Below are 23,864 nucleotides of genomic sequence, written 5' to 3'. Positions count from 1 at the left end.
GACAAAATGAAGCATGAAAACAGTGAAAACTGGTAAGAAGAGTGAAACTTTGAAAGATCCCAAAGGCCGGGGAGCTAGTGAACGTTTACATAAGCTCCTCACTCAAAAAGGTTACCCCGTAGGGCGTGGTCGATTGTCTAGCTTCTGCAAGGAGTTCGGTATTGGCAAGACTACAGCTGCAGCTTGGCTTAACAATGATGTATTGCCTAGAGACAGAGTTGAGCAGCAACGCATCGCCAATGCGCTGGGAAGTAGTGTTGGCTATTGGGCGACGGGTGAGGGCGAAACAGAATTACGACAAATTGACTTTCTGCTAGTTGGTAAGTGCGTCAATGCTATCGTGGTCTATTTACGCGATGAGTGTGATCTGGATCCGGATACTTTACCAGACGTGGTACTGGCTGATGCATACGGTAGCTTGTATCGTTACGCCCAGGAGAACAACGGCGAAATTTCCTCAGAGTTAGTCGCCAGGGTTTCTGTTCAGGTACTTGCGAAACTGGCTCAAAAAAGTTAAACATCAACCTCAGAAAACTACTATTACACATACTTAACTAATAAGTGATCACCTATTATCGAGAGAGGTGTATTAGCCGATTTTGAAGTTATCCCACTTATAAAGCAGAGAATACTTACCGTGAATGAAAACTATTTCTCTGACCGTAAAGCTAATAACATAACTCTGATACTTACGAATTTTCAGCAAGCTATGGCTGTAGCGCCGCTTGAACTTGCGTTGTGTAACGCTGGTTTTTCCCAATACTGTGGGTAGCCTGATCCACAGTCCATATACCATCAATTTGCTGGTGGAAGTTACTTAAGCGCAGAGGGGTTTTGGCTCTAAGATTGGGATTTCCATCCAGGGTAAATGACAGCTTTCCGCTCTGGCGGTTTAGATTACGTAGACGAGCAGCTGCTGCAGTTTCCGCATCAGTTGGTCCAGATCTCAGTTGTGGTAACCGATCTACCGCCCCACTGCGATCGCCGATTAATACCAATTGCTCTGTAGCGGTAAGCGGGTCATGCCAGCGAGCTTCAACACCACTATAGAGATTACGATCGGGTAGGGTAAATCGCCAGTTCTCGCATGTATCTGAGTTAATTTGCATCTCAAGTAACTTCTTACCACTGGCACTTTTGGCTTCATCTACTGGAACAAAAATCAGACGATCCTCTACCAGCTTGGCTATAGCCTGCATTTCCAGTGCAAGACGAGTAAGTAAGTTCATATCACTTTCGTTGGTTTGATCTAGATGCTGGAACTTGTGCTTTGCTAGGGATTCAGCCACAACTGGAGTTAAACGGTTATCTTTACAGACTTCTGTGATTAGCTCCTTTAAAGTGAGATTATCCCAACTACGTGATTTATGCGTCTTTAATTTATCACGAAAGTTGCTACCACGGGCAGTTATAGTCATCTGACGCAGCGGCCCACTTAATTCAATCTCATCTACAACAAACCTTGGTAACATTTGTAAGTCATTGCCATAACCTAGCTGAGCGGAAATTAAAACACCCTTTCGCGGTATAGCTAGGCGACCTTCCGTATCATCCAAAATGACACTAAACGTATCAGAAGTTTGGCCTGCCTTATCCACCCATGTGAAGCCTAGAGCTCTTTGGTTGAGTTCACTTCCCTCAATACCATCCACCTCTATTACAAAACGCGGCTGCATAGAAAAACCTCTAATCCCATAAGTTAATCATTGGACTTTTTACCTTCGCATCGCTCAATTCTGGCAGAATTATACGCACGCCCTCTGGCAACACTGAAGGCAAAAGGGCTAACTTAGGATTTGCTTCTAGCACTTCCGGTACGGCGGACTCTCGGCCATAGTAACTTTTGCAAACTTGGTCCAGGACATCCCCAGCTCTTGTACGGTAATCAGTGACCATACTTTGCTCCGTAATACGTCAAAGAAATAGAAAACTCCACACAGCGAGCCACTCCATCTGCCAATGGATCTTTGTCGGTGCGCTCTATACTGGTAATTGCCCAAAACCCCATTACTTCACCCATTCCGGATACAAGCTGTAAAGGCTCTCCTTGAGCAGCAGTATCTGCCATTTCTTGAAGTTGATTAGGCTTACCAAACTCTAAAGGATAGATTGTCCCACTCAGAGTAATGTCACGTGTTCCCTGCCCAGTAAATTGAGGCTGTGGATACCCCCGAGGACGGTTACTATTCTGCCAGTTGAATTTCCATGCCTGGCGCAACTGATCGTAACCAGCGGTCTGTAGAGCAAATGGAAAGTCTCCTAATTTCAGCATAGTTTCTGATGGAACGTCTCCTAATTTCAGCAAAGTTTCTAATATATTCATCATGTCGCCGCTCCATTCATTATACCCAGGTCAAACATTACACTGCGTTGCTGAGCTTCTTGGCTTCGTTGACGTTTATCCAGTTCTTCACCTACTTTGCGTCCTATGGACTCTTCATCTAACCCTGCTGAAGGGTAAATATTGATTGGAGAGTTAATACTGTTTTGTACCATGATATTGCTGCCACCTCGAGGTCGTACATCTGCTTGCATGTCTATTGTCGTTGGCTGATTTTCAGGATTCTCTTCTTTACCAAACAGCTTTCCACTCAACCAGGAGGCTCCACGAAATAGCAAAACTAAAGGACTTTTACCCAATATTTTGAAGGCAAAGTCTTTGATCTTGGTTAGGGATTTACGTGCACCTTCAGGTAGCTTATCCCATAAACTACCCAAAGTTTTATCGCGAATCTCTTTAAGCCAATCTCCAAACTTACCAACCGCTGCAACAACTTTGTCCCAGTGCACCCAGAGTAAGGCTACGGCAGCAACGATACCTGCAATAATAATCCCAGGGAGTGATAACAAGCTAATAAAAGGCAATATCGCAACAGTCATTATTCCAGTTAGCACAGCACCAATAGACTTAGCTATTCCGCCAAATTCACTAAATTTACTGACTAAAGAGCCAACGCCTTTAACCACTTCGATTAAACCTAGAGCAAAATTACGGATAAACTCTTTAGCTTCTGGTTTTTGTAGCCACTGCGTAAAATCCTTGAACATACTCATAAGTGTTGGCATCAGCTCAGTAGCAAGAAGGTTTTTAAAGCCAGTAAGCGTAGTGGTCAATTTTAGCCAGCTAGTGTTAAAATCCGCTGCAAGCTGAAGTTGTTTACGGTCTAAAACATTACCTGTCGCGTTAGCTTCCTGGTGCATCTGCTCAAGCCCACTACTCCCACCGCCTAACATGTTGACCATGTCGATACCTTGAGAACCAAAAAGTTTATCCGCTATAGATATACGCTTACTTTGACTTTCAATAGTCACCATAGCGTCCGCTATAACTTTCAATTGTTCTTCAGGTTTCATCTGGGCCAGGTTCTGTGCATCCAAACCCAGATCTTTAAGTGCAGACGATGCCTTCACATCACCCTTCGCAGCCGCAGTAATACCTTTGATCATATTCTGGGCGCTCATATCAAAGGTTTTGGCAGTTATGCCTGAGCGCTCTGCGGCAAAACGATACTGCTGCAATCCCTCTACAGTGAACCCAAGCTTGTTAGCGGTATCAATCGCTTGATTACCTGAGTCAGCCGTACTTTTTACAAAATTGAAAAGCCCTAAAGCTGCGGTGGTTGCACCTGCTCCTATGCCTTTTAAGTGAGAGATGGATTTTTTAGCTATGCCAGGTAGACGCCCGAGGGATTTAAGGCCTGCCGAGCGTCTTTCTAAGCGCTCTAATTTTCGATCCACATTAGCAACACTGATACCATATTTTTGAGCCGCTGTGGCTGCTCTCCAAAGCTCCTTACGTTTACGCTCAACAACCTGACGAGCTCTCTCCCCTTTAATACTACTGGCCTCGTAACGCCTTTCCAGTTTGGAAAGACCATCTCGTTGCTTTTTTAAACCCTCGGCCGCAGCCATTGCTTCATCGGTCTCGTTAATAGACTTACTAAAGCGTTGCAACATTGTCTGGCCTTGTGTAACAGCACTTTTAAATCCAGACGTTAAGGTGCCATCTAGGCTCACTAATAGGGAAAACTTGCTCATGGATACGGATCCAAAGGGGGTAAATTAGATAGATTGCCTCGGTACAGCTTCATCTTTAGGCAGATGATCAACCCAACTACTCAGTTCCTCACAACTCATATTTGAGAGTTCTGTGAGACTCCAGCCAGTCCAGCTAGCCAGAGTTATTAATAGTCTTCGGATAGCAGAGGCGCTTAGGATAAAAAACCTTCATAGGTCTCATCTAGTTTTTTGAAGTCTGCAGCATCCATATCTTCAATGACTGCGGGGGAGACTTCACAGAGATTGGCATAGGTTTCAGTCGCCAGCTCACCATCTCCCACCGGCTGGCGTTTGCGTTCTGATTCTTTTTGTTTACGCTCAATAGCTAGCAAGTCACGCACCTTGGGACGCCGCATTTGCAATTCGGAATAGATAATACCTTGATATTCAACTGGAAAATCCAGCTTAATTGCGTTCTCGGACATATTTTCCTCAAAAAAAGCCCACAAGCATTAAGAACTTGTGGGCAAGTCAATTTAGAGAGTGATAAAAAAAGGGAATTGAAAATTCTTAAGAGCCTGGGTTATCGGCCAATAGCAGCGCGAAGCTCTGCCGTCTGGTCAACACCATCAACAACACGCTTGCCATTTAGCACGTCAATTTCAACGACTTGACGGCCATCAATGCTCACAGAGTAATAACGCAGTTCCGCACTGTATTTCTGTTTGTTCATCTCACCGGGCTTATGAGAACCTGCTTCATAAGTACGCACCAGCCCTCGCATCTTAATAACCACCGGTACCACCGAGCCATCGGCTTCACTTTGAGCTGCCGCGCGTAGGGTTAAGGGTGTACCAGCTTGTCCTGCTTGACCCCACTGGGCCAATGTTTCGGCATGGTAGCCTGCCAGGGTCCAACTAGCTTCCAGTTTCTCGACCCTGCCCATATCTATCCCAATAGCGGCCCCTAAACCGCCCCCGTTATAGTCTTCAGTAACGACTTTGAGGCTAGGTGCTTCAAACTCCTCCACCAAACCGGCATACCCCTTACCATCAGCAAAGAGCTCCATATCTTTAAAAATAAAACCTTGCATTTGTTTCCCCGCTCAGTCGAAAATAATATTAAATTAAGCTACCAGATCGGTTAGGTAGCGATTAGTGCTAGCAACTTGGAAGCGGATACTCTCTGCGATACCAACAGGGGTATATTCTACGTTGAAGTACACTCGTCCAGCAGCCAATTCACTTGTACTATTAAGCTCTGGATCTGGGGTACAAGTGCCTCCATGAATTGCTCCAAGCAGAGTCAAGCGACGTAAGAAGTTATTAACACTTTCTGCGACATCTTCAAAAAAGGTTCGATTTAAATTACGATCTACTGCCCAAGCAACACCTTCTTGAATACTGTCATCAATTGCATCGGCGATACGTACATGCGTTTCAAATGCCCACTTGGGATCTGCAGAACAAGTACGGTTTCCCCAAAGACGAAAACCACCTTGGCGAATTACTGTTGTAATCTCATGTTGATTCAGTAGATTAGCGCGGCTATTAGGGTCACCTTGAATGAAATCTACAGGGCGACTGCTACCAACAATTCCTGAAATTTCCTGATTGGAGATGGATGCCCAAAAACCTTCTTCGCTATCTCGCTTAGCACGGATACCTGCAGCAATCGCCGACAGAGGGACTCGTTTATTATCTCCACTGGTCTTATCAAATTTGAGCACGGACGGATCAAAAATCTGTAGACGCTTACTGCCGAAGTTAGTTCGAAATGCTTTTGCGGCAGCATCATCGGTGTCAGGGGCATCAATATATGCAACGCCTTTAACTCGATCAGCGACGACGTTCATTTCACTCGCGACTGCCGAATCAAACGAAAAGCCTGGGGCAATCACAATACGGGGGCGCTCCCCCACGGCACTTTCCGCACCACGTAATGAATGTAAGCCAGTGTACTGGCCAGCACTTTCGCCCCCAATAACGTTTGCACGAGTGGAGGAATCATCAGGGCCTTCTGCTACCCTTACTACTACAACTAAAGCGCCGGCCTGATCTAAAATGGCATCAAGAGCATCAGGTAAACTGCCTTTAGCAGTACCCAATGTATCCAAGGCTGATGCTTGCAGTTCAGAACCCGCAATCAATACGGGTTTGTTGAGAGGGAAAGGTTCATCGGTACCGCCAGACATCCGGAGTGCTGGCTGCGGCGAAAGAACACCACTACCATCACTATCACCGTTTACCACAGAAAATAGTGCTGAAGCCTCCGCATTTGCTGCTAATGCCGTGCGAACATTATCAGCTGTGCTAATAAGCTTGCTACTTGAATCTGTGGCGAGTGATACCGTTACTGATTTACCATTAATGTTAATGGAGAGAACAGCATCTGCGGTATTTGGATTGACAAACTCAATACTGATGACATTGCCCGTATTACCAGGGCTTGCTGCCGTAAAAACAAGCTCTGTATTTGCTTCAGTAGTGCCAATAGTCAGAGAGGCATTGGTTGCTGCCGCAGCATTTGGGGCCGTCCCCACAATACCAATACAACCCAGTTTGACTAGGTTGATATCGCGTGCGCCGGCGTCACTATGGGTTACCCCTACGCCGTGTAAAATGTTGGTGCTCATAGAATAGCTCCTGCTTTTAGTGATCAGTTAGTAGAGACATCAGCTGATAGCCAGTGCCGCCAGTTCATCAATAGTTTGTTGTGCTTGGGCCCCATAGTCTGAGCCCTCCGCAAGCTCCAAAATCTGAGCCTTACCACGTAGGCGGAGATCGCGGATTTGGTCGAGTGCCTCGAGCCAGACACTATGTTGGAATTTAATTTCTGCCACTGCTTCTACAGCAGTTTGTCCAGAAGTATCCATTTGTACTTGTACAGCTAGAGGGGTGGGGCCAGGAAATCCATCAACCTCATAAGCTATTGCTACTTCATAAGCTCGGCGACGTTCTTCATGCATAAATTCACCGGGCCCTAGGAGTTGAGCACGTACTTGGCCGGCAAAGTGATCGATGCTGATTAAAGCATCAGCACGTCTCTGTTCCTCACTACGGGTATCAACCTGCAGTTCTGCCCATAGAGTGGCATGGTCAGCAATTACCTGCTTAAAATCATCGAGAGTTAAAATTACATCATTAGGGCGAATGGGGTCTTGCCATTCAATCTCTCCCTCTACGCCATCGAACTGTACTGCGTGCACTGCATCGAGAATATCGTAGTCAGCCAAGTCCATTTCCACAGTGTTACCATCCACTGTAACTAAGCTCTCGGTAGCCATAATCGTCAGTTGCATTATCTTTGCCTCTAAATTTATGGTGCTATACGCTGTACATAGGCCAGCGCATAATAAGGAGGTAAAATCGCCACAGTGTGCTCATGGCCATCATGAGTAGAGGCGCTTGCCGTGTGGTTATGTGCACCACCACCACCACTGTAGCGGGTATATGTATTGAGCCCGTTATCCCAAGTACCTCCATCCCACTTAAGTATCCATCTTTGCTGGTATGTTCCGGTACTTCCGTTCGTGTAGGCACCTAGATCATGATGGTGCCGGTGGCTAGGAATTTGTGATAAGGTCAATGTGTGGTTATTAACTGTTATCGCGTGGGAGTGGGCACCATTCTTACTTGTCCTTGCTGATGTGGCACCACCAGTCGCCCCAACTGAATAATTGTCCCCAGCGCCAAGTACAAATCGGTTACGCAAATCACGTGTACCGTTACTGCCATTACATAGCTTGTATCCAGCTGGCAAATCTTGGATCTCCCCGCCCCAGATATAAATTAACTGACCAGGAAATTGCTTATTGATATATCCCTTTAATGTTTCTGGAGTGACGGCCTTTTTCTTTTCATTGCCAATGTCAACTTCACTCTGACTGGCCAGCGCTACGATTCCGCTCTGGCTAGTACCAGCTGCTACTGGTTTATTATCATTGAGTTTATTCTGCAGTGTCTTTGGAGTAACTACGAGTGTTGAGCTATTTCCATCATCCACAGCCTCCTGGGTAGCCAAACGGGTAAAACCATCTCGATTCGTAGTTGCATAAACATGACTGTGGCTGGAAAGAGCCAATACCGACAAGCGCTGATGGAGCGTTTTTGGCGTTACCACTTTATCATCAACGCTCCCTATATTAACTTCGGCTTGAGTCGCAATAGGAATAACGCCCGCACGTTCTGTGGTAGCTGTTGGGTTGCTAAAGCCTGTATCTCCAACGGAAATATTATCCGCGTTACTACCAGATAGTTTGATATCTAGGGATAACAAGTAAGTTGAATTGGCTCCTTTATTCCCTACCGGGTCAGCTCCAGGGCCTACCGAATATACGGCATAAAGTATTCCCGTATCGGTATACAAGCCAAACTCATTAACATCATAGATATCACTGCTCTCATCTTTTAAGGTGATATGCAGCATATCATTGGCAACTTCTACGTTACCGGATATGGTAGGCAGTCTTTTAAATTCTTGTTGCAACCCTGTAGCACTGGCATCCGGGTTCCAGCGCCCTGTACCCAGGGCAATCTTTGACAGTTTTACCGGTAAAGTACCGGCGTTATTCTCATCCACAATGGCCTTCTGGCCTGCAGTGGTAAGTACTAGCGCGAGTGTCACGGGTTTACTCCATGCACGGGCGAGCCACTCAGCCAAAAAATACCGAGTGACTCGCGGGCAGATTTATGGGAAAAGTGTTTAGGTCGCGGTAAACCGCAATCGGTCAAATACAGCAGCTCGCGCTAAACCTACAGATAAAGTCGTAGCACTTGCCTGTGTCCCCAGTCGCATAGTGAAATGGGAACGAAGCGGTTTAACATATGTTACCGCTTTCACAATATCTTTCTGAAATTCAGCACTCACTGGCTTACCAAATGCATCCACAGCATTTAGTACCAGATCAAAAGTATGAGGCTTACCTGGAGGATCAGTTTGAAACCACTCAACAATTGCTACATCTCCACCAAAAGCTGCAGCTGCAGTTTCTACTGCAGATCGAGTACCTTTTGTTGTATGTGTAGTAAACGCTGAGCGAATTACGGCACGTTTGGTAGCGGTAGGCCAACTATCATTCCATGTATCCACACTATGTTGCCAGGCTAAAAAAGGTAGGAACGTTGGTGGACATTTATCTGGGTCATAGAGTTCTGTAATGTTTACCGGTATTGCATTGAGTCTGGTAGCAATAACAGACTCTACAGCTAGCTCCAACTGGCTCGCATTGGGTGGCAATAAAGTGTTATTCAAGATTTACCCTCCATTAGTCAGCATAAAAAAGCGCGTTGGTCACAATATATTTTGTACCCTCTAACACTGGTAAAGATTCATGTAGCTCCGAGGGTGGAAACAGCAACAAATCTCCAGTAGTCGGAGCGATATTCTGACCACTTTGCAAAAATTTTAGCTGTCCACCTGAATAGTTGTCGTTCAAATAAAAGACCAGGGTGAATACTTTGCGCCACCCAAGGTAATAGTGCCCCGCACGAGCCCCATGATCAGGATTTTCATGAAAACTCAGCGGACGAGGATTATCCTCGTGAGCCCGTAGGTATTCACCCATTTGGTAACGAATTACACGAGACTCATAGAAGTAACGCTGAGGTCCTCCACTTCCTAAGTATTTATCTAAAGTACGTGTAGCAGCCGCTATCAATTGATCCCTTACCCAAAGCAGTGGCTCATAGCGCTCAACCCAAGTTTCTGAACTGGTTCGTGAATCGCCGACAAAATTATCTGATGTATAACCAACTTGACCCGATCGTAGCCACCGACCATGTTTCTCAGCAGCCTCAATAATTTCTGCACATATTGCTGGAGGTAGAGCTCCCTGGTTAAAGCAGGCTAACTCATGCGGCAGCATGGGATGCTCCCTTTTTAATGCCTATTAGTTCAGCCTTATCCGCAAGAATATCCTCACAAGCAGAGAGCCAATTTAACAAAATATACTTATTATCATTTTCCGGCGGGAATGCCTCATGGAGGTAATTATCAGATACTGGAAATACTACCGCGCTCCCGGGATTTGTATTACAGCAGACATTCTGCTGAGGGAAAAACAGCTGCCCACCATAAGTGTGATTTAGATTAATGACCATAGTTAATTGACGCCATTCACCTGGTCGGCAATGGCGTAAGTCAGAATGCAACCGAAAAAATCCGGTTGGCCTATAGCGTACTATACGCGCAGGCTCGGCCACTAAGTAAGCCTCTACATTCGCTACATTTTTTCGATATAATTCGGCAATATCTTGGTAGAGAACTTCCAGTTTTTTTCCAAATCGGTCAGCTCAGAATGCTGACTAAGCCAGATCTCATGACAGCGGCGACTACTGGGGACCACTACATTTCCCACGCCGTTCCCCATTACTACCCGGCCGGGCGTGTTAAATTTTACTGATTCAGCTAGCTGGATAATTTGCTCACATTCAGTTTTTTTAAACACATCGTGGACGTAAATAATTCGGGGATCCGTAGTACGTTCTATTTCCATCGAGTTCTCCTACGGAATATGTATTCCCATACCTACGCCTATACCCATACCAACTGTAGAATATTTTGTAGCTTTCAGGCCAATAACGTCATCAAATAGGTAACTACCACCAATTAATTTTATACGTACCCGCACTCCGCATGTGTAGGATCCATTACTGGTTCGATTGCGGTATGCATAGCGAGTACCATTAATAGTCCCCACAGAACCTACTGACGGCGAAGCACCAGAAATATCGGAATTGTCGCCGGATACACTGGCATTATCGAAGCGCATCTGGAATTTATCACCTACAGTGCTACTAGCAGGCTTAATCCAGGCTCCCTGACTAACGGGAGAACTAGACTGACTTTCCAAATATATGTATCCGTTGCGGGCAATTTCTAAACGTGCTACCGCGTTAGTCGGTGAGCCCGCTGACGCTGAAAAACTACTTGGTAGATTACCTGGGAGAAACTGGTAATGGTGAAAGGTTATCGTAACCGTATTACTGTAGACAGTACCTACACCATCGGTCACCTTGCAACGGTATTGGCTGGTTGTTATTTCTCCTGTATCCGAGCGGCTAAGAGTCACGCTCCTTCCATTAGCGGAAACTGACAAAGTGGTACCACTGACCTTTTGCCAAGTGTAAATAAAATTCCCAGTGCCATTGCTCGGTTGGCTACATGTCAATGTAGTACTGCAACTTACTGAACCCGTACCGGCATTTTGCTTGACTGTGGTACCAGATAAAGATGGTGTACCCATAGCTACATAATCGGTAGCACTATAGAAATCTGCACTATCAGCAGCACCTGAAGTCGGAATATTATTATTTTGTGAAATATTCGGTACAAAACTACCGCCTCGATAAAATTGTGAAGTATTACCGGCACCACTCTGTCCAAATACACTTTGTAGATTGGCACTACTAGCCTGGCCGCTACTGGGCATAGTTGCCATAATTATCCTCGCTATTTAGTTTGATCTCGCTAATTTTTCTGCAGCTCTTTTATCGTTTTACTACATTCTTTAATGATCTCAGCCTGCTGTTCAAGTCGTACTTCCTGGTCTTTACATACTTCAACGAGTAATCCCGTCACAACGTTATAATCGGCCTGATCATATCGCTTACCATGCTTCCTGAACTTCGATTTGTAAACAGTACCTGGTAGTGCTTTACGAATATCGGGGCTCATCAAACCGCCAGAACCACGACCACTGTCTTTCCAATCGAAAAGAACGCCATTAAGTTTTTTCAATCTGGAAATTGGCTTGTCAATCGTGCGTACATTGGTTTTAAGAATTGGGTCTGATCCAACCGAACTAGACTGCCAATACACATGGCCATCAGCATGGAAATTACCATTGGAAACATCGAACAAATATTTCGTTGTGGTGCCTGAGCGAATATATAAGTCACCAGTATGTAGACTCAAATAACCGTGGCTTCCGCTATGCATCATACGCATATCCGCACTGTTGCCCCAACGAACCTCTTTGAGGTCCTGCCATTCGGTATGTCCTGTTACATTATCATCAGTATCGGAACGAATAAGCTGTGAACCGTGTAAATTATCTACGGTGTCCGCATTCCCGGCACTAGTAGCACTGGTAGCACTATTGGCACTAGTGGCATAACTAACATTCAGATTCAGCGAGAGGTCGCCGTTTGCATCAAAACTTGCTGAGCCACTGGCATTACCGCTGACTGAAACAGTACCACCGGTTTTTATCGCACCGATTTCTGCTGGCGTAGGCTTTTGCCCTTCATGATAGATTTTTTTATTATCGCCATAAGTCAATCCGCCAGATTGTTTTATATAAGCTGCGCTAGGTTCCGCAGCCTGCCAAACGGCCTCATCATTGTAGGTAGTAGATACGCCATTAGATTTCGTCGCGCCAATTTCGAATACACTTACTCCGAAGTGATCAACAGCCTTCTGTACCCACAGCTCAACCGGCTGACCATACCCCGCACTAATCAGCCGAAAAGCGTCATCTTTAAAAGCTCCACTATGGTTAAATGCATAGGAGATACCGCTATCGGACACTAGGGTATTTGGTGCGGTCTGCTGAACGACATGGACACTCACCATTGCATGACCACGAATAGATGAACCATTAGTTGTCAATAATAAAATCGATGTGGCATTGGCATAATCAGAATTGGGCATATTGAATGTAGCAATTTTCGCCCAATAATTTGCACTGCTCATTCCCGCATTCTTTAAATTGCAAACCCGCCTCCCCAAGCCCTCTACTGGAAAGGGGCCGGTGTTTTCTTTTACTCCATCGGTATAGGTAATTCGCAAGGTGCCATCAACTAAAACTTCCATGCTGGAAATACCGCGCCCGGAGTCGCCCTTGGGACCGGCCAAGTTACCAATTATGGACCAACTACCAACACTCTTTTGATAAAGAATTTTATTTGGGCTATCCAGCTCCACATAATGCTCGCCATTTCGGCCCAGGCTGTCTGCAGGTATACCATTACCAGCGAAAATACCCAGGCCTTGTTCGCCCTGAATTCCTTGTATACCTTGGTTACCCTTATCGCCCTTATCTCCTTTTGGGCCTTGGGGGCCCCGTAGATTACGCAACTTCGCCCAACTGTTATCACTTTTTCCATACAGGTCGGCACTATCATAGTCCAAGTATTGGTCGCCATTGTTACCGAGGCCCGCAGCAGGTATACCACTACCCCAATGAATTGTTGCGCCTTGAGGGCCAGTTGGGCCGGATGGGCCCGCTACACCGCTCTGCGCCAGAGTTAATGTCTGGGTGATTTCGCTCATAATTTTCTAATGGTTAAACAGTGACGTGCGGCGTCACAGTGACGCAGCCATATATCAGGCATTTGCACTATCAGTTTTGGATTTTAAAGAGAAGCTGTAGAGGGCAGCAGGCCGAGCAATTATCAGCCTCGCAAGGGCTAAGTGTGCATAGCAAGGAGCAATACCCTCACGACTAAAGTCTTGAGATTTTTATTTTTGTCTAGCTAAAAATAAGCACTGCTTACTTAACTTTCGCTAGGTATAACGGCATAGTTAATACTAGTTTTCAATCCGGCTTTGAAGACTTTTCATCATATGCTGGAGTTTATTAACAGTTTTACCTTGGTCCTTGATAGCTTTAAAGTCATCACTCTGCCGCTGCAATCTATTCTCCAAGTCTTTACACACCTCAACCAACAAACCAATGACCGCATTATAATCGGCCTGATCATATCGCTTACCATTCTTCTTAAATTTGGATTTGTAAACGGTACGTGGTAGTGCCCTACGAATATCCGGGCTCATCAAACCGCCAGAACCACGACCACTATCTTTCCAATCGAAAAGAACACCATTAAGTTTTTTCAATCTGGAAATTGGCTTGTCAATCGTGCGTACATTGGTTTTAAGGATTGGGTCCGATCCAACCGAACTAGACTGCCAATACACATGGCCATCAGCATGGAAGTTACCACTGGAAACATCGAACAAATATTTCGTTGTGGTGCCTGAGCGAATATATAAGTCACCAGTATGTAGACTCAAATAACCGTGGCTTCCGCTATGCATCATGCGCATATCCGCACTGTTGCCCCAACGAACCTCTTTGAGGTCCTGCCATTCGGTATGTCCTGTTACATTATCATCAGTATCGGAACGAATAAGCTGTGAACCGTGTAAATTATCTACGGTGTCCGCATTCCCGGCACTAGTAGCACTGGTAGCACTATTGGCACTAGTGGCATAACTAACATTCAGATTCAGCGAGAGGTCGCCGTTTGCATCAAAACTTGCTGAGCCACTGGCATTACCGCTGACTGAAACCGTGCCACCGGTTTTTATCGCACCGATTTCTGCTGGAGTAGGCTTGTGCTCCTCATGATAAATCTTCCTATTTTTTCCATAAACTAGCCCGATAGATTGTTTGACATAAGCTGCACTAGGCTCCTCTGCCTGCCAGCTAAAATCGTTATGATAAGTAACCGTCACTTCATTAAGTGCGGCAGCCACTTCGTGAACACTCAAAGATACAAAAGAATGCTTCTTTCTCACCCAGAGTTCTACAGGCTGACCATATCCATTAGATATCAATTTAAACGAATCATCTGCAAAAATTTCACCATGATTTGCAGCAATATATACCCCAGACTCTGCCGCCAAAGTATCGGGGCTGGCTCCCTCACGAAACTTTACAGTGATCACGGCCGCGCCATGTACTGCTTGATCCCCACAAACTAGAGCTAAAACCAGACCAGCATCAGCTGTACCTGTCGTAGTTCTTAACGTTGCGACTTTGGCCCAGTAATTTGAATTATCAGCTCCTGGATTTTGTGATAGTGCTACACGCCGTCCCAAACCCTCTATCGGAAAGGGGCCAGTATCTTGATTCGTACCATCAGTGTATGAAACTCGCAAGGTGCCATCTGATAATACTTCCATATCGGAAATACCTCGGCCAGTATCACCCTTTGGACCAGCTAAGTTACCGATTACAGACCAATTACCAGCACTCTTTTGGTAAAGGGTTTTACTTGGGCTATCCAGCTCCACATAATGCTCTCCATTTCGGCCCAGATTATCTGTAGGTACACCATTACTGGCAAAAATACCTAGGCCCTGTTCACCCTGAACTCCCTGGATGCCTTGATTGCCCTTATCCCCCTTATCTCCCTTTGGCCCTTGAGGGCCACGGAGATTGCGCAGCTTTGCCCAGCTATTATCACTTTTTCCATATAAGTCGGCACTATCATAGTCGAGATATTGGTCGCCGTTGTTACCGAGGCCCGTGGCAGGTATACCACTGCCCCAATGCATTGTTGCACCTTGAGGGCCTGTTGGGCCGGATGGGCCCGCTACACCACTCTGTGCCAGAGTTAATGTCTGGGTAATTTCGCTCATAGTTTTCTCATAGCTAGACAGTAACGCGCGGCGCCACAGAGACACTGCCATATATCAAGCGCTCAGCACTATCACTACTGGGATTTAGAAACAGATCGTAGATAGCATCGCGCCAGGTAAAACCAGCGGTTACGAGACCCGGAATTTCAATTTTTAGCTGGCCATTATTTGGGTCACCGCTGTCGCCTCCCACCTTCAGCCCATCTAAATTGTCTAAAGATAGCAGTAGTGTTTTATCATCATGGTTATCACGTATTTGTAGACGTGCCGTGTAGCCAGTCAAGTTACGAGGTGTGCCTGGTGGAGCTTCAATAGTCATTAGCAAGCCATAGCCAGCCCCTTGCTCCAGTTCAATATTGTAATTAGAGCCGTACATATTTACCCCCGTATAATTTCAATACCTGCACACCACGCGGTCTGATGTGGTTCATTGAGGATATCGAATTCTGGTTCGTGCAATTGCACTCTTTCTATACCCTCTTGATGCAATACTTTGGATAACCCCGATCTGGCTACAGTAAGGCCCAAACCATGGCGTTTCTTTGCATAAGCAATTGCGGCCTCTTCAGCACGTTGATATAACGCTTCATCCACAGGTCCTGGCATTGGAGTCAGAGTTGCACTAATAGAGTACTGTTTAATTTCAGGCTCTATTATCTCTACCTTATCAGTTAGAGGACGTATGGACTTTTCTGATAAGGCATTATTCACAGCTTCAAGTAAATCCGGTGAAGCCGAGCCATTACCCTCAGTGCTGAGGATAACCACATGTACCACTCCATCACTAGGACTGCTTGCCAATGCATCTTTTACGCGGGGGTCAGCTGCAAGCGCATGGCTCTTATAGGAGCCTTTAGGACCAGCAGTGGTGAGGCCCTCGAAGGCAAGAGGAATTCGCCCGCGGTAGCGGGTGTCATCCTCACCTTCTAGCCGGCGAGTCTTGTTGTTCTCTCCCAGCCGATCCAAATCTCCATCAACCGCAAAAGCAACCATGACGCCCCGAGCCGCATCATTGACTCGCTGACGAGTGAGCATCTCTCGGTAGGCAGCTACTTGTAATAAGCGAGCTAAAGGCTCGCTTTCCATTTGTACATAACTAAGATTCATCAGAGAATCCGCTGGGATTTTGAAGTAAGGTGCTCCATCATCAGTAACTAGGTCTGCCCTCACTGTTTGTGGCTTAATCACCTGCCCCATTTCATCAAGTAATAGAGGGGAGGCACCATCAAGCAGAGCTACCATTTCGCCATAGATACTTTCAAAATCTAGAGTTTCCACTATATTTGGTGCTGGTAAGCGACTGATGTCCACTGCACTTTCTGTTGTCATATTTTTATATTCTCCAGAGTTATAAACTCGCCGCTGTCCACCATATAGCCGGACAGTTTCATAGTTATACCGCTGCTCTCCATACGTACTACCTGCATTTCTGTACTCTGAAAGCGAGGTTCCCAAAGGCTTAAAGCCTCTGCTGCATTGGAGTAGATATCCACTATGGTGGAGCGAGTTAATGGTGCATCCAAGGAATGGAAAATTTTTGCACCATAGTTCCGACGCATTAATCTAGACCCTACTGGAGTAGTGAGAATGTCGGTGATTGACTGACGCAAGTGCTCCAGCTCTGTGATAGCCACACCACTACTACTATCCATACCGTATCGCTGCACGCTTCCCCCTATTGTGGTTTCTCAGTGGGGCTACCCACCGATTTCACTATATGTGTATGCTTGGGTAGGCTGATGCCATTACTGCTAAGGTCATCACCGGTATGCTCAACCTTTCCTTTCATTTGAATTTCAGTCCCTTCTAGCCTGAGACTTTCGCTCTCTAAGTTAATATTTTTCGCTTTTAAACTTATATTCTCAGCCTCAGCAACAATCGAGCCCGCCACTTTCAACTGGGTATTACCATTTTGATACTCAATCATGTCACCATTGGCGAATGTGCGGCGAAAAAGGTCGGCAGTATCGCCATTAGCTGGTGCTTTATCGCTATAGATCGCTGGTAAAATCACACCTGCACGTAGCTCTCCACTAGGGCTTAATACTGCAACCTGTTCACCAATACTCGGTGGACGCCACTCGGTATCATTAGTCCCAGCCGCTGGGGCAAACCAACGTAACCAGGTTGTTAGGTTTTCTCCTAAGCGCACGCGAGCGCAGGCTGTGTCATAGTCCACCTCCTCCACAGTACCGAGACGTACTATATTGTCGACCCGACGCTGTAACTCACCAAGCTGCTGTAGAAGTGCAGTTACTACTTCTGAGTTCATGCCTCGCCCACCTCACCAATTTTGGTATAGTCATCGCGATGCTTTAAGCCAACTTTTGGTTCATAACCCACATGAACTTCTACCGGCTTAGGTATTGGCGTAAGATCATGTCGCCGGTCTTCTCCGACCCATATTTTCTGAGTAAACCTTAAGGTGTAAGCAGCAAGAACACCGTCACCAGTTTCATTAAGCTGCAAAGGCTGAAGCCCTTGGAAATTCAAACGTCCAGACTTTTCAATTAACTTGGCTTGTGAATCGGTCAAGTGCTGCTCAAATACTAGGACTGTTGAAACCGCAAGATCTCGAGCTGCTCGGTTATTAGCCACCAAAGTAGTCAGATTGCCTACAATGACTATAATTTCCCATTCTACTGAAAGCGGCTGCACGCCATTATTAAAAGCAGCTATTGGTTCACTAGAAACGAGTCTTAACAGTAAGGCTGGAGTGCTATCAGGAATCTCACTACTACCTACCTGAAGTTCCTTTATTATTTCTTCACATTTAATTATGCCGGGAATACTTTGTAATTTAAGTAAAATATTGTCAGATATAGTGTTAATACTGGTCATAAATGTGCATCTCTTATCCGACCTCAAGGAGCAAATAAAAATTAGATCCAATGTGAAATTCAAAAACTAAATCTGAACCACTGAAATTTTAAAAACCCAAAAAAATAAATAAATTTGAGCAACACAACCCAAAGGAATTTAAAACTTTTGAATCTAAAATTTTTCGGCCACTAAATAAATTTAGCTATCTTTAGATAAACCCGAAGGAGAACGGGCCATATGATAGCGAGCTATCGCTTCGCTGATTTTATTCGGAGCAAAATAAAAAGTAAGAATTACTCCTACCGGTAATCCCATTTTCGAGGCTGCTGAAAAAGTAATTTCAGCAGCATTAGCGAAACTTTGATTATAAGGCTCAAATGCTGACCACACACACAATATCAAAGCTACGAGACTTTCTAGCAGCCAAATAAACGTAATTGATAACGCTAATAAACGCCGGGTAAGGTTCTGGCCAGCAGTTACCTGCTGCCACTTCAGCATCCAATCTAATACTCTTGCTTTGAAATCAGCTTTTTCCTCTTCAGTATAAACTAAAGCATCACCGGTTCTAATTACGGCATCGACACTCTGTTCGATAACATCGCTAGTATCCCATAATCTCTTCCATAAACTCATGATTTAAGCCCCAATTTAATTCCCCACAAGCATGGCTCTCGAGATAAATATTGATAAGCTGCTTCCGCCGCTTTATCATAAACTTCGTTTAGAGTTAAGAATCCGGCATTAGTTGTCTCTATATATGGATATTCCTTTAGTGGCTTAAATAGCCCTCCGCCATTACATTGCCAGACTGTCATAGTTTCGCTATTAGTAGATACTGCTATCATAAATTCTTTTGTTGGCACCACTAATACAAGTACTTCTGATGAACCTATAGACTCTAAGGTAAGGGGCTCTTTTCAGTTTTGTTCATATTTGTGTACAGGATTTCGCATTAAGAAATTCTTAACTTGGTTCACATCAGCTCCCACTTGATCAATACTATTCTGTAAATTCTCAAATTTACGGTCAGTTTTCTCTTCCAGGCGACGATTAGCCTCATCCAGGCGTGCAATATCATTCTTGTGGTTGTGCTCTAATGCTTGCCATTTGCTCCAAAACATTCCAAAAGAAAAAACTGCCCCACATAGCATAATTACCAAACCAATAGCCACCGGTGTATCACGGTCGATCGCTTGAGGTTGATCACAACTCATAAATTCCCCAGGATACAAAAAAGCCCCAGAATTTCTGGAGCTTTCTCAATATTCAGATTAAACGACTTCGAAAAATATTAATCGAAATTAAATTTACTGTCTTAGCTTCTGCTGGTCTTACCTTACCCACACTACAGAAACCTTATCGAAAAAATCTGTAATCACCAAATATATGACCCTTTTAAATCGGGCCTGTAATTTGACTATGGACTAATAAACAATTTAGGCACGCAATAACGACCACAAAAGCATACTTCAATACCTGTCATTCTCCTCAGAGCATATAGACAGAAAATTCAAACTATCAAGCCAACTGCCACCAAAGCAGCACTGGTGGCAGCTATCAATCAAGCATAATTAATTAACATTTTTGGAAAACCAAAAAAATCTGTGAATTTGTGACGCAATCGATTAACAGCCGCAGCAGCTATCGTTACATCTCATTTTCCTACCCTCACCTTTATGGGCTTACTTCGCCCACAATGCAGAAACTTTAGCAAACAAATCCGTAACTGCAAAATACATGACCCTTTTAATAAACCTCAAAGATTATATCTATATTGCAGTGTATAACTCTACCTAAGAATGCAATACGACTCTTATGAATACCCCTCAATAACTTCCATTTTCTTCAGAGGATATAGATGAAAAAATTGCACCATATAGATATCAAGCCAATAGCCGCAAAATTAAATTTTACAGCTCTGGCCTGTTATTCACGAGCTTACCTTGCCCACGATACGGATACTTTAGCGAAAAAATCCGTAATCACCAAACACATGACCCTTTTAATTCAGACCTCACTTATAGAATATGGAAGGAACAATAGATTAACAGGCAATAAATTCTTCACACTAATCAATATGTAAGCAGGCATTGCAGTAAGAAGAGTTCAAAAACTGAAGCTAGCTTGATAGCTTAAGCCTAACTTACGAAAAACTAATAAGTGCTAGAATGAGTCCTCACCACTAAGTTCCTCCATAGCTCGCTAGGCTAGAAACTTCATGTGCCCAGAAATTTAGACCTCAAAAAAATGCGTCAAGGCTTCGCTCTATACCTGCCAAACACTTTAGGCCGTTTAGTGCTCGCACAGGTTAAGTTTCCGATAGCTGTGCGCCATTGTTTATTCCTCTTCAATCCCTCATTGCTTATAAATTTCCGAAGGAGTCTTGAATATCTGGATATCCCACCATAACTATTACCTCGAATGTGACAATTCTCTTGCACAAGTCACAAAGCGACGATAAATAATTATTTCAGTAATATTTGCAATTAATTGCTCAGAAATCTTTTACAAGATATTTCGCCATAATAAGAGATAAAATAGGACCTAATAGGTTGAAGCGTTTTATTTAGATTAATTAGGGCTAAATATATCGCAACAACCTGAAGTCGAGAAAAGGTAATGCTTTAAGGTAATTTGATTTGTTTTACTCTATCTAACTTTGTCATCGGGTACAGTTAAGCTTTAATGTACATGCCTCGCATTTTCTACAAAGATCTGCACGTACGGATGCAATACAATGTAAGGTGCCCTTTGTTTTAACCTCAGCTTTGTAGGTATCCTCAGACAGTGCTTCGAATAGCTGCCGTTGAATAGAAAGGGCTTGTGTCATAGTGGCGCCCTTAGCTAGAGCAATTTTTGCTGTTACTCTGGCAGCTACTCGCGCAGCTCGATTTTTAGTGTTTATACCCCCATTTTTTTCCTGAAATTGGGTTATTTTTCTAGCTTCCATGACAATCCTCTCACTTTATTGTCGTAATACAACAAACAAGAGAACAATATACCTATTGAGGTCTATCGTAAAAATCCCTGATGGGTCAGACTTGAACCGGTTTATTAAAATAGATTCGACATAGATACGATTTCATGAAAGTTGCACTATCGTATAAATGCTTTTAAGGAGAATGGTGGTGAATCGCTTACCCACTAACTGGCTTGAGTTGAGCCCAGGGTTGCGCTTGGCTCAACAGCGTCGAGCGCTGGGTTTGAGTCTAGTGAAAATGGCTGCGATCTCGGGTATTACCGCAGAGCGCTTGCAGCGTATAGAGAGAGGCAATGGCAGGTTGGCTCCTGGAGAACTATTGCCTTTACTGGGCGGCTACAATTTGAGCCCCAATAGCTGGCTGGTCGGTATGGAGAAAGTGCCATTATTAGGCATCGAAGCCAGCCCGCAATTCCAACAACACCTAAGCCTGCTAGACCTGGATGAAATGCAGGCTGTAGAAAAATTTGTGTTCAACATCACCGCGGGACGTAATGCCCAGCCGTGAACCCACCAGGGAAGAGCGGGACTATATGGAAATGTTGGCAGCGATAGCAAAATCTCTGCGCTTGGATGCCGGGCAGGGAATCACCGCTACGGCACGGGCTTTGGGGATGAGTCTATCGAGTTACAAACGTTTAGAGCGCAGTGAATACCTAGCCAATGGAGCGGATTTACAGCAGCTCGGGCGCTTATATGGGCTTGATGCCAACCTCTTAGTTTATGGGGTAACCTTAGTCGGGCAACCGCTTTCTGGTGAGGCGAAGTTAGCGCGCACTTGGCAGCGTCTACTATATCGTCTACGCGCACTGGACATTCAGACTCAGGGAGCAGTAGGGGAATTAGTGGCAGATCTATATCAGTTGCACCTAAAGCGTGGTGGAGCTCCAGCCGAGATAGCTATAGCAAGAGATCAGCGACGCTTACAAGCATTATTAAAATCAGAGTAAGGGCTACTAGCTACAGTATATTCATCTTGTCTTGTCGCTCCCTGCGATGCATCTCAACCAGTACCCTTACGGCTGCGCGTGCTACTAGGTCCTTGCTAATTTTGCCTTTGTTCTTCTTGGCATCGGCATAAAGTTCGCTGTAGGAACGTGTAAGGATTTCATCATCTACAGCGATATCTACATCCCCCCCAAGGCCTCATCCAAATAACACACTACTTCGTTAACACATTGGCCAGCGAGTACAAAGTCTTTGACAGTTTTTGGGGGGGAGATCGGAGCATAGAGAATTACGATCGGCAGCATAGGCCCACCAAATAGCATCTGAACCCAAAGCTTCGGCGATATCATCCATTTCCTTGAGGTCGCGGGGGAGAATATCCTGACTGAGCCAGCGGGTGGTATTTGCCTTACTTACTCCAAATCTGCGTGAAAATTCCGCGCTACGTCCCGATCCTTCAGGAGGAAAGCCAGCTTTATCTAGTAAGAGATTCAAACGCTCACTACATCCCTCTGTAGCCACTAAGTATTTATCAACCATTTTCCCCTCTACCTATTGTTGAGTTGGGTAAAAACCTTATGGCTATCTACCCTGTCATTGCGCACTCAATTGTTTTCTATGTACTGCTAATACGTTGACAGCTGTTAGTGATACACGGTCCGGATCAATGTTTCCGCTATTACTACATGCATACTCGTAAAGCTCGATATAACCGCAGTTCAAAGCCTCTCCTTCAAGATCCAGCGGTCTATCCATCAGGTCTGCCAATCGTTTTAGAAGTGCATTTGCACACCGGCCAAAAAGTGAAATATCGAATACCTCTTGCACAGAGGACTCCTCTTCTCCTTTACCTATTGCCCACCAAAATGGATCTGTACCCAGAGCATCAGAGATTCGTTTCAATTCTGTCATATCACGAGGTACTTTATCGTCATTAAGCCATCTGGTCGCGTTAGCCGTATTTACCCGAAACTCCCTCGAAAAGGCGGCTACACGCCCCTTACCGTCTGGTGCGAAGCCTTTTGCATCCAACAGTCGATGCAGGCGCGCGCTACTCCCGGCAGTACCTAATGACTTCTTTTTGCTCAAGTGTATTTCCTTAGTACTGCAAGTATCACTTGCGAAGTAATCTTTGACCCGTCTTCTGTAGCGTGACTTTTCTTTTCCAAACCGCCCAAAGTCGATTGATAGTGGGCCTTTTGTACTGAGAAATGATCATACCATAAGTGTCACTATAAATTGTCAGAATAAAAATCAGGCAATTAAGCCTAAAATTACACAATGAAAGAAATAAATTTATCAAATTTTGGTGAAATAATATCCATATAGCAGGTTAGACAGGTTGCAACAAGCACCACATGTGGAGTATTGTTTTTTAATCCACAAGCGATACCTAAGGGAAAGGGACTGTGAGTTTAGAACTAATGATGCGAGTCTGGAAGCTCGAAAATCTAAATAGTACCGAAAAATTTGTTCTTCTAGCTTATGGTAGCTACGCCAATGAAAAGGGTTGCTCCTGGCCGAGTAAAGAAACTGTTGCCCGTCGAACTTCATTATCCAAAGCCACTATAAAGCGCACAGTAGCTCGGTTATGTGCCAAGGGTCGCCTAGTAGAAATGCCCTTACACATGGGGTATGGCGCAGATAATAAAAGACGCAAAGTACGGGCGTATTTGGTTCAACCCGAAGGACTATGCAACGACGAGAGCGTGGAGAAACTAGGTGCATTAACTGGGGT

General features: G+C 44.9%; 30 protein-coding genes and 1 pseudogene. 4 read left to right on the top strand and 27 right to left on the bottom strand.

What is annotated here, in order from left to right; all coding sequences use genetic code 11:
• Positions 1-49: 49 nt before the first annotated feature.
• Positions 50-517 carry a hypothetical protein gene (locus tag P3339_RS02315; RefSeq protein WP_282952296.1) on the top strand — a complete coding sequence of 156 codons (468 nt, stop codon included), beginning with the start codon at positions 50-52 and terminating at the stop codon, positions 515-517.
• Positions 518-707: 190 nt separating this feature from the next.
• Here the strand turns inward: P3339_RS02315 and P3339_RS02310 are convergent, their stop codons facing one another.
• From P3339_RS02310 to P3339_RS02190, 25 genes are all read right to left on the bottom strand, one after another.
• Positions 708-1,676 carry a contractile injection system protein, VgrG/Pvc8 family gene (locus P3339_RS02310; protein WP_282952295.1) on the bottom strand — a complete coding sequence of 323 codons (969 nt, stop codon included), beginning with the start codon at positions 1,674-1,676 and terminating at the stop codon, positions 708-710.
• 10 nt (positions 1,677-1,686) lie between these two features.
• On the bottom strand, positions 1,687-1,896 hold the full coding sequence (locus P3339_RS02305) for a tail protein X (protein WP_020414343.1): 210 nt from the start codon (positions 1,894-1,896) through the stop codon (positions 1,687-1,689).
• Positions 1,886-2,326 (bottom strand): phage tail protein, encoded by a 441-nt coding sequence (locus P3339_RS02300; RefSeq protein WP_020414342.1) that lies wholly within the window; start codon positions 2,324-2,326, stop codon positions 1,886-1,888. Before P3339_RS02300 ends, P3339_RS02305 begins: the two co-directional genes overlap by 11 nt.
• A complete protein-coding gene (locus P3339_RS02295; protein ID WP_282952294.1) occupies positions 2,323-4,038 on the bottom strand; it encodes a phage tail tape measure protein in 1,716 nt (571 codons plus the stop codon). The genes P3339_RS02300 and P3339_RS02295 overlap by 4 nt, the downstream gene beginning before the upstream one ends.
• A 173-nt stretch (positions 4,039-4,211) precedes the next feature.
• Positions 4,212-4,484 carry a phage tail assembly protein gene (locus P3339_RS02290; protein WP_282952293.1) on the bottom strand — a complete coding sequence of 91 codons (273 nt, stop codon included), beginning with the start codon at positions 4,482-4,484 and terminating at the stop codon, positions 4,212-4,214.
• 98 nt (positions 4,485-4,582) lie between these two features.
• Positions 4,583-5,092 (bottom strand): phage major tail tube protein, encoded by a 510-nt coding sequence (locus tag P3339_RS02285; RefSeq protein WP_020414339.1) that lies wholly within the window; start codon positions 5,090-5,092, stop codon positions 4,583-4,585.
• 33 nt (positions 5,093-5,125) lie between these two features.
• Positions 5,126-6,634: a phage tail sheath subtilisin-like domain-containing protein gene (locus P3339_RS02280; RefSeq protein WP_282952292.1), complete on the bottom strand. Its 1,509-nt coding sequence runs from the start codon at positions 6,632-6,634 to the stop codon at positions 5,126-5,128.
• A 39-nt stretch (positions 6,635-6,673) separates the two neighbouring features.
• Positions 6,674-7,300, bottom strand: a complete 627-nt coding sequence (locus tag P3339_RS02275) for a hypothetical protein (RefSeq protein WP_282952291.1) — start codon at positions 7,298-7,300, stop codon at positions 6,674-6,676.
• Between the two features lie 17 nt (positions 7,301-7,317).
• On the bottom strand, positions 7,318-8,625 hold the full coding sequence (locus P3339_RS02270; RefSeq protein WP_020414336.1) for a phage tail-collar fiber domain-containing protein: 1,308 nt from the start codon (positions 8,623-8,625) through the stop codon (positions 7,318-7,320).
• Positions 8,626-8,703: 78 nt separating this feature from the next.
• Entirely contained in the window at positions 8,704-9,252 is a 549-nt protein-coding gene (locus tag P3339_RS02265) for a phage tail protein I (protein ID WP_020414335.1), read from the bottom strand.
• Positions 9,253-9,265: 13 nt separating this feature from the next.
• On the bottom strand, positions 9,266-9,865 hold the full coding sequence (locus tag P3339_RS02260; protein WP_020414334.1) for a prolyl hydroxylase family protein: 600 nt from the start codon (positions 9,863-9,865) through the stop codon (positions 9,266-9,268).
• A complete protein-coding gene (locus P3339_RS02255) occupies positions 9,852-10,202 on the bottom strand; it encodes a 2OG-Fe(II) oxygenase (protein WP_282952290.1) in 351 nt (116 codons plus the stop codon). Before P3339_RS02255 ends, P3339_RS02260 begins: the two co-directional genes overlap by 14 nt.
• A gap of 20 nt (positions 10,203-10,222) precedes the next feature.
• A complete protein-coding gene (locus P3339_RS02250) occupies positions 10,223-10,495 on the bottom strand; it encodes a hypothetical protein (RefSeq protein WP_282952289.1) in 273 nt (90 codons plus the stop codon).
• Positions 10,496-10,504: 9 nt separating this feature from the next.
• Complete coding sequence (locus P3339_RS02245; RefSeq protein ID WP_282952288.1) at positions 10,505-11,440, bottom strand: immunoglobulin domain-containing protein; 936 nt, start codon at positions 11,438-11,440, stop codon at positions 10,505-10,507.
• Between the two features lie 29 nt (positions 11,441-11,469).
• Complete coding sequence (locus tag P3339_RS02240; RefSeq protein ID WP_282952287.1) at positions 11,470-13,275, bottom strand: collagen-like domain-containing protein; 1,806 nt, start codon at positions 13,273-13,275, stop codon at positions 11,470-11,472.
• Between the two features lie 258 nt (positions 13,276-13,533).
• Positions 13,534-15,372 carry a hypothetical protein gene (locus P3339_RS02235; protein ID WP_282952286.1) on the bottom strand — a complete coding sequence of 613 codons (1,839 nt, stop codon included), beginning with the start codon at positions 15,370-15,372 and terminating at the stop codon, positions 13,534-13,536.
• Between the two features lie 13 nt (positions 15,373-15,385).
• On the bottom strand, positions 15,386-15,748 hold the full coding sequence (locus P3339_RS02230) for a hypothetical protein (protein WP_020414329.1): 363 nt from the start codon (positions 15,746-15,748) through the stop codon (positions 15,386-15,388).
• Positions 15,749-15,750: 2 nt separating this feature from the next.
• Positions 15,751-16,701, bottom strand: coding sequence for a baseplate assembly protein (locus P3339_RS02225; RefSeq protein ID WP_020414328.1), 951 nt, complete (start codon positions 16,699-16,701; stop codon positions 15,751-15,753).
• Positions 16,698-17,039, bottom strand: a complete 342-nt coding sequence (locus P3339_RS02220) for a GPW/gp25 family protein (RefSeq protein ID WP_282952285.1) — start codon at positions 17,037-17,039, stop codon at positions 16,698-16,700. The genes P3339_RS02225 and P3339_RS02220 overlap by 4 nt, the downstream gene beginning before the upstream one ends.
• Positions 17,040-17,047: 8 nt before the next feature.
• Positions 17,048-17,644, bottom strand: a complete 597-nt coding sequence (locus P3339_RS02215; RefSeq protein WP_020414326.1) for a phage baseplate assembly protein V — start codon at positions 17,642-17,644, stop codon at positions 17,048-17,050.
• Positions 17,641-18,213, bottom strand: coding sequence for a hypothetical protein (locus P3339_RS02210; protein ID WP_020414325.1), 573 nt, complete (start codon positions 18,211-18,213; stop codon positions 17,641-17,643). Before P3339_RS02210 ends, P3339_RS02215 begins: the two co-directional genes overlap by 4 nt.
• A 180-nt stretch (positions 18,214-18,393) precedes the next feature.
• Positions 18,394-18,831, bottom strand: a complete 438-nt coding sequence (locus P3339_RS02205; RefSeq protein ID WP_282952284.1) for a hypothetical protein — start codon at positions 18,829-18,831, stop codon at positions 18,394-18,396.
• Positions 18,828-19,061 carry a hypothetical protein gene (locus P3339_RS02200; protein ID WP_282952283.1) on the bottom strand — a complete coding sequence of 78 codons (234 nt, stop codon included), beginning with the start codon at positions 19,059-19,061 and terminating at the stop codon, positions 18,828-18,830. The genes P3339_RS02205 and P3339_RS02200 overlap by 4 nt, the downstream gene beginning before the upstream one ends.
• Positions 19,062-19,115: 54 nt before the next feature.
• Positions 19,116-19,412, bottom strand: a complete 297-nt coding sequence (locus P3339_RS02195) for a hypothetical protein (protein WP_020414322.1) — start codon at positions 19,410-19,412, stop codon at positions 19,116-19,118.
• Between the two features lie 1,448 nt (positions 19,413-20,860).
• Positions 20,861-21,148, bottom strand: coding sequence for a hypothetical protein (locus P3339_RS02190; protein WP_020414320.1), 288 nt, complete (start codon positions 21,146-21,148; stop codon positions 20,861-20,863).
• A gap of 178 nt (positions 21,149-21,326) precedes the next feature.
• Between P3339_RS02190 and P3339_RS02185 the strand changes: the two genes are divergently transcribed.
• Positions 21,327-21,686, top strand: a complete 360-nt coding sequence (locus tag P3339_RS02185) for a helix-turn-helix domain-containing protein (RefSeq protein WP_282952282.1) — start codon at positions 21,327-21,329, stop codon at positions 21,684-21,686.
• Positions 21,673-22,128, top strand: coding sequence for a helix-turn-helix domain-containing protein (locus P3339_RS02180; protein WP_020414318.1), 456 nt, complete (start codon positions 21,673-21,675; stop codon positions 22,126-22,128). The genes P3339_RS02185 and P3339_RS02180 overlap by 14 nt, the downstream gene beginning before the upstream one ends.
• Before the next feature lie 220 nt (positions 22,129-22,348).
• On the opposite strand, the gene P3339_RS02175 is transcribed toward P3339_RS02180, so the two are convergent.
• Both P3339_RS02175 and P3339_RS02170 read right to left on the bottom strand, forming a co-directional pair.
• Entirely contained in the window at positions 22,349-22,666 is a 318-nt protein-coding gene (locus P3339_RS02175; protein ID WP_282952281.1) for a hypothetical protein, read from the bottom strand.
• A 54-nt stretch (positions 22,667-22,720) separates the two neighbouring features.
• Positions 22,721-23,215, bottom strand: coding sequence for a hypothetical protein (locus tag P3339_RS02170; RefSeq protein ID WP_020414316.1), 495 nt, complete (start codon positions 23,213-23,215; stop codon positions 22,721-22,723).
• Between the two features lie 335 nt (positions 23,216-23,550).
• Here P3339_RS02170 and P3339_RS23270 point away from each other — a divergent pair.
• Positions 23,551-23,718, top strand: a pseudogene (locus P3339_RS23270) (helix-turn-helix domain-containing protein); the annotation flags it as partial.
• Positions 23,719-23,864 lie beyond the last annotated feature (146 nt).

The sequence above is a fragment of the Microbulbifer sp. MLAF003 genome, assembly GCF_030012965.1.
Classification (GTDB): Bacteria; Pseudomonadota; Gammaproteobacteria; order Pseudomonadales; family Cellvibrionaceae; genus Microbulbifer; species Microbulbifer variabilis.
This window is presented reverse-complemented; position numbering and strand designations above follow the sequence as displayed.